Origin of the sequence: Ketogulonicigenium vulgare WSH-001 (assembly GCF_000223375.1) — a bacterium.
In the GTDB taxonomy this organism is placed as follows: Bacteria; Pseudomonadota; Alphaproteobacteria; order Rhodobacterales; family Rhodobacteraceae; genus Ketogulonicigenium; species Ketogulonicigenium vulgare.
Genome location: NC_017384.1, coordinates 2,612,501 through 2,628,209, shown reverse-complemented (window position 1 = coordinate 2,628,209; position 15,709 = coordinate 2,612,501). Strand labels below are relative to the sequence as shown.

The following is a 15,709-nucleotide window of genomic DNA, read 5'->3' as shown; positions in this document are numbered from 1 at the left end:
CATGGCAAAGATGGTTCATACCATGATCCGCGTGCTGGACGAGGCGCGCGCGCTGGCGTTTTACGACACCGCCTTTGGGCTGCGGGTGAAAGACCGTCTCGATTTTGCGGATTTCACGCTGGTCTATCTTGTGAATGACGAGACAGCCTTCGAGCTGGAGCTAACCGTCAATAAAGGCCGCACGGAACCCTATGACCTCGGCAATGGCTATGGCCATCTGGCTGTCGTCGTCGACGACATGCCCGCACTGCACGCGCGCCTGACTGAGGCGGGCTATGCCCCGCGCAAGATGGTCGATTTCGCACCGGGCGGCGAAGTGATTGCGCAGTTCTTTTTCATCGCCGACCCCGATGGCTATCAGATCGAAGTGATCCAAAAAGCCGGTCGCTACGCCTGATGTAAAGACGCCCCCGCAAGGGGGCGTTTTTCATTCCGTGTTTTCATTCTGTGCTGCGGATAAAATGATTTTCCGCAATCTGTCGCACCGCGGGCTGCACCTTGGCAGCGCGGGCGCGGATCGCATCGACATCGTCCATCGCGCCAGTGGGCGTGCCATCCAGCCTTTTGTCCGGATCCGGCACCGCCGATAACAGCAGGCGCGTGTAGGGATGCTGCGGATTGGTCAGCACCGCATCGACATCCCCCCATTCGACCACCTGTCCCGCATACATGACCATGATATCCTCGGCCACGAAACGAGCGGTGGCGATGTCATGGGTAATGTAAAGCAGCGCAAGGCCCAGTTCGGATTTCATATCGTTCAGCAGGTTCAATATCCCCAGCCGCACCGAGACATCCAGCATCGAGGTCGGCTCATCCGCGACGATCACCTGCGGGTTCACCGCCAGCGCGCGGGCGATGCTGATGCGCTGGCGTTGGCCACCCGACAGCTCGTGGGGGAATTTCTCGATCACGCGCTCGGGGTCTAGCTGCACCCGGCCCAGCAGCTCCACCATCGCCGCCGCGCGGCCCGCGCGGTCCAGATCGGGCCGGTGCAGGCGCAGGGGGCGTTCCAGATGATGGCGAATGCTGCGCGTCGGGTTCAAGGCCGAGAACGGGTCCTGAAACACCATCTGCACCGCGCTGCGATAGTCGCGTAAGGCCCGCCCCTTGGCGCGGGCGACCGGCGCGCCGCGAAACAGCAACTGGCCCTCGTCCGGGTGATATTCCCGCATCAGTAGGCGCGCGACCGTGGTTTTCCCCGAACCGGATTCGCCGACCAGCGCCAAACTGCGCCCCGGAAAAAGCCCGAACGAGACGCCGCGCGTCGCATAGATCGGATTTTCCGCCGATCCAAAGGTTTTCGAGACGCCATCCAGCGCCAGAATAGGTGCGCTCAACGCCCTGCCTCCTGCAAACGTGCGCCATGCAGGCGCGGCATCGCGGCCCAAAGACGTTTGGTGTAATCATGCTGCGGGTTGCGATAGATGCTTTGCGCCTCGCCCACCTCGACCAGCTCGCCTTCCAGCATAATGCCGATGCGGTCGCTGACCTGCACCATCAGCCCAAGGTCATGGGTAATGAACAGCACCGAAAAGCCCAGATCTTTGCGCAGCTTGTTGATGCGCTGCAAAATCTCGTGCTGGACGACGACATCCAATGCGGTGGTCGGCTCGTCCATGATCAGCAGCTTGGGGTTCAGCGACAGGCAAATCGCGATAACAATGCGCTGGCGCATCCCGCCCGAACATTGGTGCGGATAGGCATCCAGACGATGCGCCGGAATATCGACCAGCGCCAGCAGCTCGGCCGCGCGGGCACGGGCCTGATCGCGGCTCATGCCGGCATGGGTTTTCAGCACATCATAGAACTGATCGACAATCGTCAGCACCGGGTTCAGCGAGTTCATCGCGCTTTGGAACACCATTGCCACCTCGCGCCAGCGGAAATCGCGCAAAGCGCGCGCGTCCAGCGCCATGACATCGCGGCCCTCAATCAGGATCTGGCTGCCCTTGCGGATCAGCGCGGGCGGGCGATGCAGGCGGCTGATGGCAAAGGCGATGGTGCTTTTGCCGCAACCGGATTCGCCCGCAAGGCCAAAGAACTCGCCGCGCCCGACGTCAAAGCTGACATCCTTGACCGCGTGAAAATCGCTGCGCGGGCCGATGTAATCAATCGACAGGTTTCGAATGGATAGCGTTGTCATAGCTTGCCCTCGCCGCTGCGGATCAGGCCGAACCAGCGGCCCAGAATCGTGCCGGTGCGCAGACGCGGATTGGCCATTTCATCAATCGCAAAGTTGATCAACGCCAGCCCCAGGCCCAGCACGGCAAGCCCGAAACATGGCGCCAGCAGATCCCACCACGCGCCCACCACTAGGGCCGAGGCGTTTTGTGCATTATACAGCATAATCCCCCATGACACGGTGTTTGGATTGCCAAGGCCAAGGAATTCCAGCGTCGCCTCGGTAATCACGGCAAAGATCACGCTGCCGATGAAATTGATGCCGACGATGGAAATCAGGTTCGGGAAAATCTCGAACAGCATGATGCGCCACTGCGGCTCACCCAGCATTTCGGCGGATTTCACAAAATCACGCTCGCGGATCGACATGGTTTGCGCGCGGGTGACGCGCACGCCCCACGCCCACGAGGTGAACCCTAGGATCAGCGCGATCACCAGCGGGCTGACCTGCCCGATGAACGCCGCCAGTACCAGCAGCAACGGCAGGTTCGGCACGACCAGCACCATATTGGTGAAAAAGTTGATCACCTCATCCACCACGCCGCCTTTATAGCCGGCGATAATGCCCAAAGTGGTGCCAATGATTGTGATCAGCAGCCCCGCACCGAACCCCACCATCAGCGAGGTGCGCGCCCCATACAGGAACCGCGTGAACACATCATGCCCAAGGCGCGTCGTGCCCATGATGTGATCCCAGGACGGCGGTTCATGCGGACGCCCCACACGGCGGGTCGGGCTGTATTCTGTCAGCAGCGGCGCAAAGATCGCCATCAGCACCAGCGCCGCCACGATCGACAGCCCCACCAGCACCTTTTTGTTTTCCCAAAGCTTTTTGAAAACAGCCACGGATCAACCCTTTTTCAGACGTGGATCGAGCAGCACATAGCTGAGGTCGACCAGAAAATTTGCCACCAGCATCGCGCCAGTCATGATCAGCAATTGCCCCTGAATAACGGGGTAATCGCGCGCCAAAATCGCCTGATAAAGGGTGTTGCCAAGGCCGGGATAGTTGAACACCACCTCGACCACCAAAGATCCGCTGAGGACCGTTCCCAGCGCGATGGCAAGGTTCGACACCGTGGGCAGCAGCGCGTTGCGGGCGGCGTACCACAGCATCACGTCACGCTCGGCCAGACCCTTGGCGCGGCCCATGACGATGTAATCCTCGCCCAAAAGGTTGATCATATTGTTGCGCATGGTCACAACAAAGCCGCCGGTCAGCACAAAGACCAGCGTCAGCATCGGCAGCGTGCCGTGATAGAGGACGGATTTGATATAAACCCAGCTGAACGCGGGGTCGATCATCGGATCGGCAGCATAGCCATTGGGGAACCAGCGCAGCGTGTAGCCGAACAGAAACAGCACCAGCAGCGCCACCACCACCGCCGGGATCGAGGTCGCAAAGATCGACAGCAGCGAGACGAAGCTATCGAATTTTGACCCGCGCCGCCATGCGGCCACCACCCCCAAAAGCGTGCCAAAGATAAAGCTGAACACCGTCGCGATCCCGACCAAGGTCAGCGTCCAGATCAGCGCCCGCCCCAAAAGATCGGTCACCGGCAGTGGGAAGTAGCGGATCGACAGGCCCAGATCGCCGGTAAAGACGCTTTTCAGATAGGTCAGATATTGCTGCCACAACGGCGCGTCGATGAAACCAAAGGTCAGCCGCAGCGCGTTCAGATTGTCCAACGTCAACGTTGAGCCCGCGCTCGAGAACATAATCTCGATCGGGTCGCCCGGCATCAGGCGTGGCAAAAAGAAATTGATCGTCGCTGCCACCAAAAAGGCGGCAAAGTAAAACACCAAACGCCGCAGCAGAAAACCCATGGGAACCCTCGTCAGTCAGGCATGGGGGCGACGGGGCGCCCCCATGCGAAGTCTTTATTCAACCGGACGCAAGGCCAGCAGTTGCAGCAGGCGAGTACGGTTCACGCGCGACACCACGGGCGAGGCCACGGGGTTTTCGGCATTGAACCAACCGGTGAAATTGGTCGTGTTGTACTGATAGAACGCCGGGCTGTTATAGACCGGGATCACCGGCATGTTTTGCGCGACGATCATCTGCACCTCGTCCATGATGGCCTTTTGCTGATCGGCGTCCTGTGTCGTGGTATAGGTGTTCAACAGCTCCATCATGTGTTCGTCGCTCCAATGGGGGGCGGCAAAGCGGCTGCGGCCGAAATCATCGGGGTTGAACGTCTGGCGATAGGGGAAATACGGGTTCGACGCGGACGCCAGCGCGTTCAGCGTCATCGCATAATTACCCGCGATCAGATCCGCGCCCCAAACCGCCGAATCCGGCGTCGACATCGAGACGTTCAGTCCCGCCTCGGTCAGCGTTTCCATCGCGATTTGCACCGCATCGATCCAGTCAGTCCAGCCGCTGGGGACATTGATGTCGATGGTGATCGGCGTGCCATCGGGATTATCGCGAAAGCCGTCGCCATTGGCATCGACATAGCCCGCCTCGTCCAGCAGGGCCGTGCCTGCGTCATAATCGAACCGGCCATAGGTGCCGAATTCCTCGGCCACGGCAGGGTTCGCATAGGCGCTATACAGCTCGCCCAGCATCGAGGGGTCTTCGTTGATCAGCGGATAGCCATAGCCCGCAATATCCACAATCGTCTGGCGGTCGATCAGCATCGACAGCGCGCGGCGGAAGTTCACATCGGTGAACGCCTTGCGGTTATTCTCGTCCGGCGTGGTAAAGCTGAGCTGGAACGACACCAGCGAGGATGGGGTGAACCAGTATTTGTGATGCTCGGGGTTCGTCGCCACGAACGAGGCGTCGATATTGGGGACAAAGCTGGTCGACCATTCCACGGTGCCCGCGTTTAGCGCCGCCAGCAGCTGCGGGTTGTCGGCCAATTGCGGCATGCGGATACAATCGACAAACAGGCTGTCATTGTCCCAGTAATGCGGGTTGCGGCACTGTTCATAGACCTGCGGGGTAAAGCGGGTGACCTCGGTCATCGGGCCAGAGCCGACCGGGTTTTCATTGGCAAAGGTCACGGGATCTGCGACCTCGGACCAGATATGCTGCGGCACGATCGGCATTTCGACGATCGTATTGGCGATCAGCGAATTCGGCTGGCTGAGGGTAAAGCGTACCGAAGTCTCGTCCACCTTCTCGACCGCGGTCAAATCCCCCCAGACCGAGATGAAATCGAGCGCGGGGTTTTCCTTGATGAAATCAAACGTGAAAACCACGTCATCGGCGGTGAACGCCTCGCCGTCCGACCATTTCAGACCGTCCCGCAGCTTGAAGGTGATCGAGGTCAGATCGTCCGACAGCTCATAACTTTCGGCCAGCCGGAAATGCGGCGTGCCGCCCTGCAGACGGTTGAACACCACCAGCGGCTCATAGATGAAATCCATGGTGGTATAGCGCGAGGTCGTCTGCGCGAAGGGGTTAAAGTTGCGCACCCAAGTGGTCGCCGCCTCGGCATTCAGCGACAGGATCGCCTCGGCTGATACGGGGGCGGCGGTGGTCAGCGCAGTCGCCGACAAAGCCGCCAGTAGAATCCGTTTTTTCACGTCTCTCTCCTGTTGTTATATCCGGCCGGACTTACGCCAGCGCGGCTGTCTTGAAGATTTCTTCAACTTCGGCGTGGACGGCCCGCGCATCGACATGGGCCTGCCCAAGGCGCGCATCCCCGCGTGCAATGCGGGCCAGCGTCGCATCGGACAGCGGGCGAGCGGCGACGGCAGCGGCCTGATAATCGCCGAGTTCGCCCTGACATTGCAGCGCGATGTCATAACCTGCGTCAAGCACACCTTTGATCCGCTCAGGCCATGTGCCCGACAGCGCCTCCATCGTGATGCAATCGCTGATCAGAACGCCGTCATACTCCAGCTCTTCCCGGATCAAGTTGCAGATTGCGGCGGACCTCGTCGCGACGTTTTCCGCGTCGATCTGGGTGTAAAGCGTATGCGCCACCATCGCCCAAGGCGTATCTTTCAGCGCCTTGAACGGGCGGAAATCGCTGGCGCGCAGATCGTCCAGCGAGGCATCGACCACCGGCAATTCCATATGCGGATCGACCGCGGCATGGCCGTAACCGGGAATATGTTTCATCATCGGCATCTGCCCGACCTCGAGGAAGGCATCCACGATCACCCGGCCAAGGGCGGCGACAACATCGGGGTCGCTGTCCAGCAGGCGGTTGCCCATCACGCCATGGGTGTAGCTGCGGCTGAGGTCGATGACCGGCGCCGCGCCGCTGTTCATCGACAAGTCCGACAGCATCGACCCCATCGCCAGCGTCGACAGGCGCAGCGCGTGTTTCGCCAGATCCATATCCTTGCGCGCCAATGCGCCAAAATCGGCAAGCGGGCGGAACAGCGGCCAGTTGCCATTGTCCAGACGCGTGACGCGGCCGCCCTCTTGATCGACGAACACCGGCGCATCAGGGCGGCCGACCGCGTCGCGGAACTGGGCGCAGAGGCGGCGGATCTGGTCGGGATTGTCGAGATTCCGCTTGAACAGGAACAACGCATAGGGGTTCGCCTCGCGCAGGAAGGCGATTTCATCTGCATCGAGCGCAAGGCCGGGCATTCCGATAGACAGGGCAAGCGGGGTCGAGGTCATTGACCGGGGTCCTTAAAGGCTGCGGGCGCGCGCAGCAGCCCTTGGTAAATATCGCCAGAATCGGTGGGGATGGGCATGGCACCGACCGCCTCGGCATAGAAGTCCACCGGGCCGACCGCGCCGATGATCGCATAGGCATGACCCTGCGATTTCATCGCCACCAATGTCTGATGCAGCAGCGCAAGGCCGATGCCCCGCCCCCGCTGGGTTTCGGCCACGCCGGTCGGGCCAAAAAAGCCCCGCGCGGTGGCATCATAGCAGGCAAAACCGAGCAGCGATCCGCCCTCGGTCGCGATCAGGCAACCGGGCGGCTGATGCGCCATGGCTACGGTCACTTCACTGACCCAATAGGGGCTGAAATGCGCGCGGGTCCAGTCTTGCAAAATATGCAATTCGGGCGGGATGGCGCGGCGGATGGTGATGGCACTGCCATCCAGCGCCTTGGCCGCACGCAGGCCAAGCGCGTCGATGCGCGGCGAGAACAGATTGACGAGCATATCCATGGCGTCAGCTGTCCATGCGCGAGATGTGGTGTCGTTGCAGATGCAAGGATCACCCTCCCGTGTAATACCTGCTTAATACCAAAATGATCCGCGAAGCCCCGTCACTTGTAAAGAGGCAATTCCACGTCAATCGTCGATCTGCAATTCAGCGACGAAATCATAACGGTCGCCGCGATAGGACGACCGCGTCACTTCGATCGGGCGACCGTTTTCCATAAAGGTATGACGCTCGATATGCAGGATCGGGCTGCCGGGCGGGATCAACAGATGGGCGGCTTCATCGGCATCGGCCAGTGCGACGCGCAGCCGCTGCAGGGCGCGATAGGGGCGATAGCCGTTCTGACGCAAAGCCTCATACAGCGAATCGCCAAGCGCGCCCGCAACAGCAAAGGCCGGCACGACCGCATGTTCGACGGCCAAAGGCTCGCCATCCGCCAGACGCACGCGCGACAGGCGCAAAACCTGCTCACCCAGCGAGATACCCAGCTTCAACACCTCGTCCGGCGTTGGCATATCCATTATTTTATGCAGCAAAACCGAATGGCCAACCGTGCCCCGCCTGCGCATATCGGCGGTAAAGCCCATCAGCACCGACAGGCTTTGATCCATATCCTGCGCCACATGCGAGCGCGCGCCCGCGCGGCGTTCGACCAAGCCGCCATCGACCAATTCCTCCAGCGCCTTGCGGACGGTGACGCGCGACAGGCCCGTGGCCTCGGCCAGCCGCCGTTCGGACGGCAAGCTGTCGCGGTTGCGCAGATGGCCGCCCGCGATCAGGCCGCGCAGGGCAGCAGCAAGGCGACGGTAAAGGGGGTCTTCACTTTGATCATTTTGCAAGGCGGCGGCGATACGCTGCGCAAGGGGCTGCGCCTCAGCCAATTGGTCTGTGGGGGCGGGCATCGGAGGCTCCGTCACATGCGGTTACTAAAGCCCAGTATAATACCAGTTTTCGCTCTGGCCAGCAGAATGCGTCTGGGGCGCGGGATCGATTGTAAGCAGGTTCCCCGTCAAACGCGAGAGCAGCGCGCGATCATGGCTGATCGCCACCAGCCCCACCTGCCCGCAGGCCGCCAGATCGCGTAGCACCTGCCAGATCTGCACCTGCGCCAAGGGGTCAAGCGCGGCGGTGATCTCGTCCGCGATCAGATAGCGCGGCGCGGCACCCAGCGCGCGCAGGATCGCAACCCGCTGTAGCTGGCCGCCCGACAGCTCATGCGGAAAACGGGTGAACCAGTCGGGCAGAACGCCGATTTGCTGCTGAAGGGCGGCGTCAACCGGCCCCGCCTCGGCCAGAATCCGTGCGATGCGCCAACGGGGATTCATTGCCAGCAGCGGCGTCTGGTGCAGATATTGCACAGGAGAGGCGTGCGCGGCTGGCGGCACGATCACCTGCCCCGCCTGCGGCGCATCCAATCCCGCCAATATCCGCCCAAGGGTGGTTTTCCCCGCGCCGGATGGGCCGCACAGGCCGATGATCTGTCCCTGTCGCAGATGCAGGGACAGGTTTTGAAACAATATCCTGCCGCCCGCGGTGGCGGATAGCGCACGTGCCTCAAGCATCCGCGATAAATCCATTTTCTGGCAACGCGCGCCACAAGGCCCGGGCGTAGGGCGCCGACAGCGCATCGCCCTGCCCGCTGAAATGGACCGCCTGCTCGATGCTCACCATCTGCCCGTCATGCAAAATCACCACCCGATCGGCGACGGGCAAAGCGGGCAGCAGGTCATGCGTGATCAGCAGCACCGCGCCACCCCGCGCGGCATGTGCCTGCAGTATGTTCAGGATCAGATCGCGGTTTTCAGGGTCGAGCCCGGCCGTCGGCTCATCCGCGATCAGCAGATCGGGCTGACCGGCCAGCGCCATCGCGATGAACACACGCCGCGCCATACCGCCGGATAACTGATGCGGAAAGAGGCGTTGGACTCTATCGGAAAGGCCGACCGCCTTTAGGCTTTCGGCAATATCAACCGCCCGCCCCTGACGCCGCGCCGCCCATGCCAATTGGGAACCGACCCGCGCCAACGGGTCCAGATGGCTGATCTGTTGGGGAATAAAGCCAGCCTTTACCGATACCACCTGGCCCGTTTGCACCGCATTGGGCGGCAGGATACCCAGCACCGCATGGGCGAGCACGCTTTTCCCCGCGCCCGACGCGCCGATGACGGCCACAATCTGCCCCGCGCCAAGGGTCAATGAAAAATCGCGCAAGCGCCACGCCACGCCCTGCCGCAGCAGGGTTTCGTAATGTCGAAAACCGACCGAGAGGGCGCTGATCGTTAACATGCAGCCTCGCGCGGGTTGGTCAGGCGGCGCAGCGCGCTGCCCAACGCCTCGAACGCCAACACCATGGCCAGCAGCATCAGCCCCGGAAACACCGCCAGCCACCAGCGGCCCGCACTGATCTGCCGCATCGCGTCGGACAGCATAACCCCAATGGCCGGGCGCGAGGGCTCAAGCCCAAAGCCGATAAAGGTCAGCCCCGCCTCGTGCAGGATCGCATGGGGAAACATCAGCAGAAAGCCGACCAGCATCTGCGGCGCCAGATGCGGCAGGATGTGATGCCACAGCACGAACAAGCGTGAGCGCCCCAGCGCGCGCGCGGTTTCAATATAGGGCGCGGCCGAGGCCTGAATCACCTCGGCCCGCAAGAGACGCGCAAGACGGGGCCAGTGACTGATCGCCACCGCGATGATCACTGCCGTCGCGCCGCCCCCCAGCGCAAAGGAAATCAGCAAAAGCAGCAGTAAATGCGGCATTGCCAACATGGCATCGGTCACAAAACCCGCCACATGATCGCAGTGCCGCGACAGGCCCGAAAGCAGCGCCATGGCGGCGGCGATCAGCACCGACAGACCGGCAGCGATCATCCCGACCCGCAGGCTCAGCGCCAGACCGTGCAGCGAACGCGCCAATATATCGCGCCCCATCTGATCCGTGCCAAACAGATGCCCCCCGCCTGGGGCAAGGCTGCGGGCGCTAAAATCGGCGCGAATGCCCAGATCGCCAAGGCTATAAGCCGCAATCGCAACGCCGCCGATCAGCCCCAGCGCCAGCGCCGCGATAATGATCGCCTGGACGCGCCCGTTCATTGCCGCACCCGCGGATCAACCAGCTGATAAAGCCAATCCGCCAGCATATTGGCGCTGCTGACCACCAGCGCCGTCAACACTGCAATCGCCAGCAGCAGCGGCACATCGCCTTTCATCCCGGCCTCGACACTGGCGCGGCCAAGGCCGGGCCAAGCAAAGACCTGTTCCGCCAGGATCGCGCCGCCAAACAGCTCGCCGATCGAGGCCATCATCACCGTCAGCGCGGGCAGCGCCGCATTGCGCAGCCCGTGGTGCCAGACGATGTCTAATGCACTGGCCCCTTGGGCGCGGGCAAGCAGCACATAGTCCGATTGCAGCACTTCGATCAGCTTGACCCGCGTATGCAGCGCAATCTGCGCAACGCCAAACAGCGTCAGCGCGGTTAGCGGCAGGATCAAATGCTGCAAGCGCTGCACAAAGCTTACCTGATCGGGCGGCACCCCGATTGGCCCCGAACAGCAGATCGGCGTCCAACCCAGCGTGACCGAAAACACCATCAGCAAGATCATCGCGAACCAGAATGTCGGGGTCGAGGCCAGCACATAGCAGTAAAGGCGGATCACCCGATCAATCCACCCGCCCCGCACCGCCGCAATGACGCCAAGCGCAAATCCCAGCAGCCCCGACAGCAGCCACGCCAGCCCCGTCAGCGCCAGCGAGGCCCCGATCCGATCCCCCATAACCTGCGCCACAGGCGCGTGATAGGTGGTGCTAAAGCCCAGATCACCGCGCAGAACATGCCCTGCCCATGCCAGAAACTGCACATGCGCGGGCTGATCAAGCCCCCAAGCCGCCGCAATCTGTGCGCGCTGCTCGGGCCCCGCGGTCGCGATGGCGGGGCCAAGATAGGCGTCAATCGGATCGACGGGCGAGGTTTTCATCAACAAAAATACCGCCAAAGCGACTGTGGCCAGCAACAGAACCTGCCGGATCAGCCGCGCCGCCACCGTCAATTGCAGGTCCATTGCCAGTTGGCGATGCTTGCCGTGATAGGCCAGCCGTGGCCATGCGGCTCGATCTGGGTCGGGCCAAGATCAAGGCAATCGCTGACCAGATAGACGTGATCAAGGTTCACCAGCCACGCCCAAGCCTGATCGCCGGCCACGCCATAATGCTCTGCCGCCGCCGCCCAGAGGGGAAATGAGGCCTCTAGGCTTTCCGCCGCCTGCGCCTGTTCAAACAGCGCGTCAACCGCCGGATTCGCGTAATAGCTGGGGTTCATATAGTCGACACCGCCAAGGCGCGCAGCGAAAAGGCTGTAAAGCTGATAGGGCGAATGGCTGCCAAAGCCAAAGACGACAGGCTCGGCATGCATGACACGCTGGATCGCATCCCAACTCCCGCCCACCGGCGTTGCGGCAATGCCCAAGGGCCGCAGCAGTTCGGCCGCGATTTCGGCCAGTGCTTGGCGGGTCGCATCGCCTGCCGGGTAGTTGATCGGGAATGCCGCGATCAGCGCACCCTTGCGCCGCACGCCATCCGCGCCCGGCTGCCAACCGGCGGCATCCAGCACATTCAGCGCGCCCTGTAGATCATAGGCAATCGTATCACCCGCCCCGCCCAGGGCAGTCCGTCCGCCGGACCAAAGGCCGGGGTGCCGTGGCCGTTCAAAGCCACCTCGACCAGCAGATCCCTGTCGATGCCCATATTGATCGCGCGACGGATCGCGGGATCTGCGGTGACAGCATTGCCGATATTGCGGCCATCCACCTCATGCGGCGGCTGGAATGGCAGGCTGAGGCCACGGTTATCGACCGTCTGCACCGGAACCGCGTGGAAGTGCGCTGGCACAGCATCCGCAAGCTGCGCCGGAACCGACACCATATGCGCAACGCCCGCCTGTGCTGCGGCAAGCCCTGCATCTTCGCCTGTAAAAAGAAAGGTGATCTGCCCGAACGGCGACGGCGCGCCGTAGTAATAAGGGTTCGGCGCGACGATCAACTGCTCGCCCTCGGCCCAAGACACCATCCTGAATGGGCCAGAGCCCAGCGGGTTGCGCCCGTAATCCGGCCCGTATGCGGCGGCGGGCACAATGCCAAGGGTATAGAAAGCCTCGGCAAATGTAATCCACGGCCGATCAAGGCCGATTTGCACGGTATCGGACGAGATAGCCTCGGCCCGAACCATGACGGCAAGGTCCACCGCTCCGGCTGCGCCCTTTGCGGTATTAAAGGTGAAGGCGACATCTGCGGCTGTGACCGGGCTGCCATCGGCAAATCGGGCGTCACCCCGCAGGGTAATGGTCCAAACTTTGCGATCCTCGGATAGCGACCATGTGGTCGCAAGGTCCGGCGCTGTGGCAAGATTTGCATCGCGCTTTAGCAGTGTCGACTGGAACAGCGGATTGCCATAGGCGCCCCACCCCAGCAGCGGATCAAAGCCGGTATCAGGCTCGCCGCCAATGGCCAGCACAAGGTCCGGGACCTCAGCTTGCAGAGCGGCCGTCGACAGCAGCAAAGCCGCGAATGCGTGGCGAAGGACGGTCATTGGAACCTGTGTATGATAATTTATAAAATTATGCATACATCTCGAATATGGAAGTGCAAGCACTCGCCCGTGACTTCGCATACGTCGGTGCGAAGTCTGCGGTGAATGCGCCTATCGTTTCGGCACCATACCATTCATGTGACGTCCTCCGCCCCATAGGTTGGCACCAAAGAGTTTTCACGGACTCTATCGTTTTGTGTTTGAGGGTTGTCGCGGCTGGTGTGCTGTATTGGGCCTTTATTGCGGGAAGATCGCCGGCCTGTCGGCGGCGCTGAACCCGTCCGGGTTAAAGCTGGAAGCTGCTCAGCTTCTGCGCGGGTTGGTTTCGGAGGTGCGGATGGTGCGGGATCGTGCGGCGCCCAGCCTCCATCACATTGAACTTGTTGGGGATCTGGCGTGCATCCTGGCTCTGAGTGCCGCACATACAAAAAGCCCCGCGGGAGGCGGGGCGTTCTGGTGAGATCAGTTTGCGATCAGCAGCTGCTGATTTTCAAGCCACTGATTTCGCTAATGATTTAGTTCTGGTTGCGGGGGCAGGATTTGAACCTGCGGCCTTCAGGTTATGAGCCTGACGAGCTACCGGGCTGCTCCACCCCGCGTTGTTGGGATTTTGATCGTATTGAGAGAGAGAAGATGCTTCTTATCAGGTCTGGCGGTGACTTACTCTCCCACGACTTAAGTCGCAGTACCATCAGCGTAGCCGCCCTTAACTTCCGAGTTCGGGAAGGGATCGGGTGTTTAACGGCCACTATGGCCACCAGACCGGGAAAGAAGCATCATTTTTGTTGTCAAGTATACTGATTTGTATGATTTTTTGATTTGGTTGAGCTATTTCTGGATCAAACCAAGCCTATTGGACGATTAGTACTAGTCAACTGAATGCATTACTGCACTTACATCTCTAGCCTATTGACGTGATGGTCTTTCACGGTCCTCAGGGATACCTTGTTTTGAGGGGGGCTTCACGCTTAGATGCCTTCAGCGTTTATCCTGTCCGAACATAGCTACCCAGCACTACCGTTGGCACGATAACTGGTCCACCAGTGGTCCGTTCACCCCGGTCCTCTCGTACTAGGGGCAACTCCTCTCAAGTATCCTACACCCACGGAAGATAGGGACCGAACTGTCTCACGACGTTCTAAACCCAGCTCACGTACCTCTTTAAATGGCGAACAGCCATACCCTTGGGACCTGCTCCAGCCCCAGGATGAGATGAGCCGACATCGAGGTGCCAAACGATGCCGTCGATATGGACTCTTGGGCATCATCAGCCTGTTATCCCCAGCGTACCTTTTATTCGTTGAGCGATGGCCCTTCCACTCGGGACCACCGGATCACTATGGCCGACTTTCGTCTCTGCTCGACTTGTCAGTCTTGCAGTCAGGCTGGCTTATGCCATTGCACTCGACGACCGATTTCCGACCGGTCTGAGCCAACCTTCGCGCGCCTCCGTTACACTTTGGGAGGCGACCGCCCCAGTCAAACTCCCCACCACACAGGGTCCCGGATCCGGATAACGGACCGCGGTTAGACATCAAGCAAAGCAAGGGTGGTATCTCAAGGATGGCTCCGCAAGGACTGGCGTCCCTGTTTCAATGCCTACCACCTATCCTGCACATGCTTGGCCTGATGCCAATGTGAAGCTGGAGTAAAGGTGCATGGGGTCTTTCCGTCTAACCGCGGGTAGCCCGCATCTTCACGGGCAGTTCAATTTCGCTGAGTCTATGTTGGAGACAGCGGGGAAGTCGTTACGCCATTCGTGCAGGTCGGAACTTACCCGACAAGGAATTTCGCTACCTTAGGACCGTTATAGTTACGGCCGCCGTTTACTGGGGCTTCAATTCAAGGCTTGCACCTCTCCTTTTAACCTTCCAGCACCGGGCAGGCGTCAGACTGTATACGTCGTCTTACGACTTCGCACAGCCCTGTGTTTTTAGTAAACAGTCGCCACCCCCTAGTTTGTGCCCCCGCCCAATAGTTGCCTACTGAACGGGCCTCCTTCTCGCGAACTTACGGAGGTATTTTGCCGAGTTCCTTCAACATAGTTCTCTCAAGCGCCTTGGTATTCTCTACCAGTCCACCTGTGTCGGTTTAGGGTACGATCTTATGGAGGGCTATTTCCAGGGACCTCTGAGCAGCCCAATCAATCCGATAAGATTGAACTACCTTTGAGATCCGTCACCATCTCCTGGCCCAGGAATATTAACCTGGTTCCCATCGACTACGCCTTTCGGCCTCGCCTTAGGGGTCGGCTTACCCTGCTCAGATTAGCTTTAAGCAGGAACCCTTGGACTTTCGGCGAGAGGGTCTCTCACCCTCTTTGTCGCTACTTATATCATCATTCTCACTAGTGATCTCTCCACCGGATGCCTCACAGCCCGGCTTCACAGAAAGCGCCTTGCCTCCAAAACCTTCTTGCGAAGGCTGAAGAGGCATTGCGCTATGTCACACTACGCTCTGCTACCGCGTGCATAAATGCACACCCTAAGCTTCGGCTCATGGCTTGAGCCCCGTTACATCTTCGCCGCAGGACAACTTAATTAGACCAGTGAGCTGTTACGCTATCTTTAAAGGATGGCTGCTTCTAAGCCAACCTCCTGGTTGTTTTGGTCGTCCCACCTGCTTTCCCACTTAGCCATGAATTAGGGGCCTTAGCTGTAGGTCAGGGTTGTTTCCCTCTTCACGACGGACGTTAGCACCCGCCGTGTGTCTGCCAGATATTACTCCTCGGTATTCGGAGTTTGGTTAGGATCAGTAAGTCTGTGGGACCCCATTACCCATCCAGTGCTCTACCCCCGAGGGTATTCGTCTGACGCTCTACCTAAATAGATTTCGCAGAGAACCAGCTATCTCC

At 60.4% G+C, this 15,709-nt stretch carries 15 protein-coding genes, 1 tRNA gene and 2 rRNA genes (1 of these 18 only partly in view); 1 reads left to right on the top strand and 17 read right to left on the bottom strand.

Translation table 11 applies throughout. The annotated features are described in order from the left end of the window. Window position 1 precedes the first annotated feature (1 nt). The gene (locus KVU_RS13100) at window positions 2–397 is read left to right on the top strand and encodes a VOC family protein (protein ID WP_013383110.1); all 396 of its coding nucleotides are present in this window, start codon (window positions 2–4) and stop codon (window positions 395–397) included. Window positions 398–440: 43 nt separating this feature from the next. Here KVU_RS13100 and KVU_RS13095 read toward each other — a convergent pair whose 3' ends face one another. The 17 genes from KVU_RS13095 to KVU_RS13020 all read right to left on the bottom strand — a co-directional run. Beyond that, window positions 441–1,340 (bottom strand): ABC transporter ATP-binding protein, encoded by a 900-nt coding sequence (locus KVU_RS13095; protein ID WP_013383109.1) that lies wholly within the window; start codon window positions 1,338–1,340, stop codon window positions 441–443. Then, window positions 1,337–2,146, bottom strand: coding sequence for an ABC transporter ATP-binding protein (locus tag KVU_RS13090; RefSeq protein ID WP_013383108.1), 810 nt, complete (start codon window positions 2,144–2,146; stop codon window positions 1,337–1,339). The genes KVU_RS13095 and KVU_RS13090 overlap by 4 nt, the downstream gene beginning before the upstream one ends. Next, a complete protein-coding gene (locus KVU_RS13085) occupies window positions 2,143–3,030 on the bottom strand; it encodes an ABC transporter permease (protein ID WP_013383107.1) in 888 nt (295 codons plus the stop codon). The genes KVU_RS13090 and KVU_RS13085 overlap by 4 nt, the downstream gene beginning before the upstream one ends. 3 nt (window positions 3,031–3,033) lie before the next feature. Beyond that, entirely contained in the window at window positions 3,034–4,011 is a 978-nt protein-coding gene (locus tag KVU_RS13080; RefSeq protein WP_013383106.1) for an ABC transporter permease, read from the bottom strand. A 54-nt stretch (window positions 4,012–4,065) separates the two neighbouring features. Beyond that, a complete protein-coding gene (locus KVU_RS13075; RefSeq protein ID WP_013383105.1) occupies window positions 4,066–5,721 on the bottom strand; it encodes an ABC transporter substrate-binding protein in 1,656 nt (551 codons plus the stop codon). 31 nt (window positions 5,722–5,752) lie between these two features. Continuing rightward, window positions 5,753–6,775, bottom strand: a complete 1,023-nt coding sequence (locus KVU_RS13070; protein WP_013383104.1) for a glycoside hydrolase family 3 N-terminal domain-containing protein — start codon at window positions 6,773–6,775, stop codon at window positions 5,753–5,755. After that, complete coding sequence (locus KVU_RS13065) at window positions 6,772–7,278, bottom strand: GNAT family N-acetyltransferase (RefSeq protein ID WP_013383103.1); 507 nt, start codon at window positions 7,276–7,278, stop codon at window positions 6,772–6,774. The genes KVU_RS13070 and KVU_RS13065 overlap by 4 nt, the downstream gene beginning before the upstream one ends. Window positions 7,279–7,404: 126 nt before the next feature. Then, a complete protein-coding gene (locus tag KVU_RS13060; protein ID WP_014538108.1) occupies window positions 7,405–8,178 on the bottom strand; it encodes a GntR family transcriptional regulator in 774 nt (257 codons plus the stop codon). A gap of 24 nt (window positions 8,179–8,202) precedes the next feature. After that, a complete protein-coding gene (locus KVU_RS13055; protein ID WP_013383101.1) occupies window positions 8,203–8,838 on the bottom strand; it encodes an ABC transporter ATP-binding protein in 636 nt (211 codons plus the stop codon). After that, window positions 8,831–9,562 (bottom strand): ATP-binding cassette domain-containing protein, encoded by a 732-nt coding sequence (locus tag KVU_RS13050; protein WP_013383100.1) that lies wholly within the window; start codon window positions 9,560–9,562, stop codon window positions 8,831–8,833. The genes KVU_RS13055 and KVU_RS13050 overlap by 8 nt, the downstream gene beginning before the upstream one ends. Then, on the bottom strand, window positions 9,556–10,368 hold the full coding sequence (locus KVU_RS13045; protein WP_013383099.1) for an ABC transporter permease: 813 nt from the start codon (window positions 10,366–10,368) through the stop codon (window positions 9,556–9,558). Before KVU_RS13045 ends, KVU_RS13050 begins: the two co-directional genes overlap by 7 nt. Further along, window positions 10,365–11,333, bottom strand: a complete 969-nt coding sequence (locus tag KVU_RS13040; protein ID WP_060486231.1) for an ABC transporter permease — start codon at window positions 11,331–11,333, stop codon at window positions 10,365–10,367. The genes KVU_RS13045 and KVU_RS13040 overlap by 4 nt, the downstream gene beginning before the upstream one ends. Next, a complete protein-coding gene (locus KVU_RS16200) occupies window positions 11,318–11,881 on the bottom strand; it encodes a periplasmic substrate-binding domain-containing protein (RefSeq protein WP_217563430.1) in 564 nt (187 codons plus the stop codon). Before KVU_RS16200 ends, KVU_RS13040 begins: the two co-directional genes overlap by 16 nt. Before the next feature lie 2 nt (window positions 11,882–11,883). Then, the gene (locus KVU_RS16195) at window positions 11,884–12,855 is read right to left on the bottom strand and encodes an ABC transporter substrate-binding protein (RefSeq protein ID WP_217563429.1); all 972 of its coding nucleotides are present in this window, start codon (window positions 12,853–12,855) and stop codon (window positions 11,884–11,886) included. A 522-nt stretch (window positions 12,856–13,377) separates the two neighbouring features. Further along, window positions 13,378–13,454: transfer RNA gene (locus KVU_RS13030), tRNA-Met, on the bottom strand. Between the two features lie 48 nt (window positions 13,455–13,502). Continuing rightward, a 5S ribosomal RNA gene (gene rrf / locus KVU_RS13025) occupies window positions 13,503–13,617 on the bottom strand. A gap of 78 nt (window positions 13,618–13,695) precedes the next feature. Next, window positions 13,696–15,709, bottom strand: a 23S ribosomal RNA gene (locus tag KVU_RS13020) (it continues 823 nt past the right edge of the window).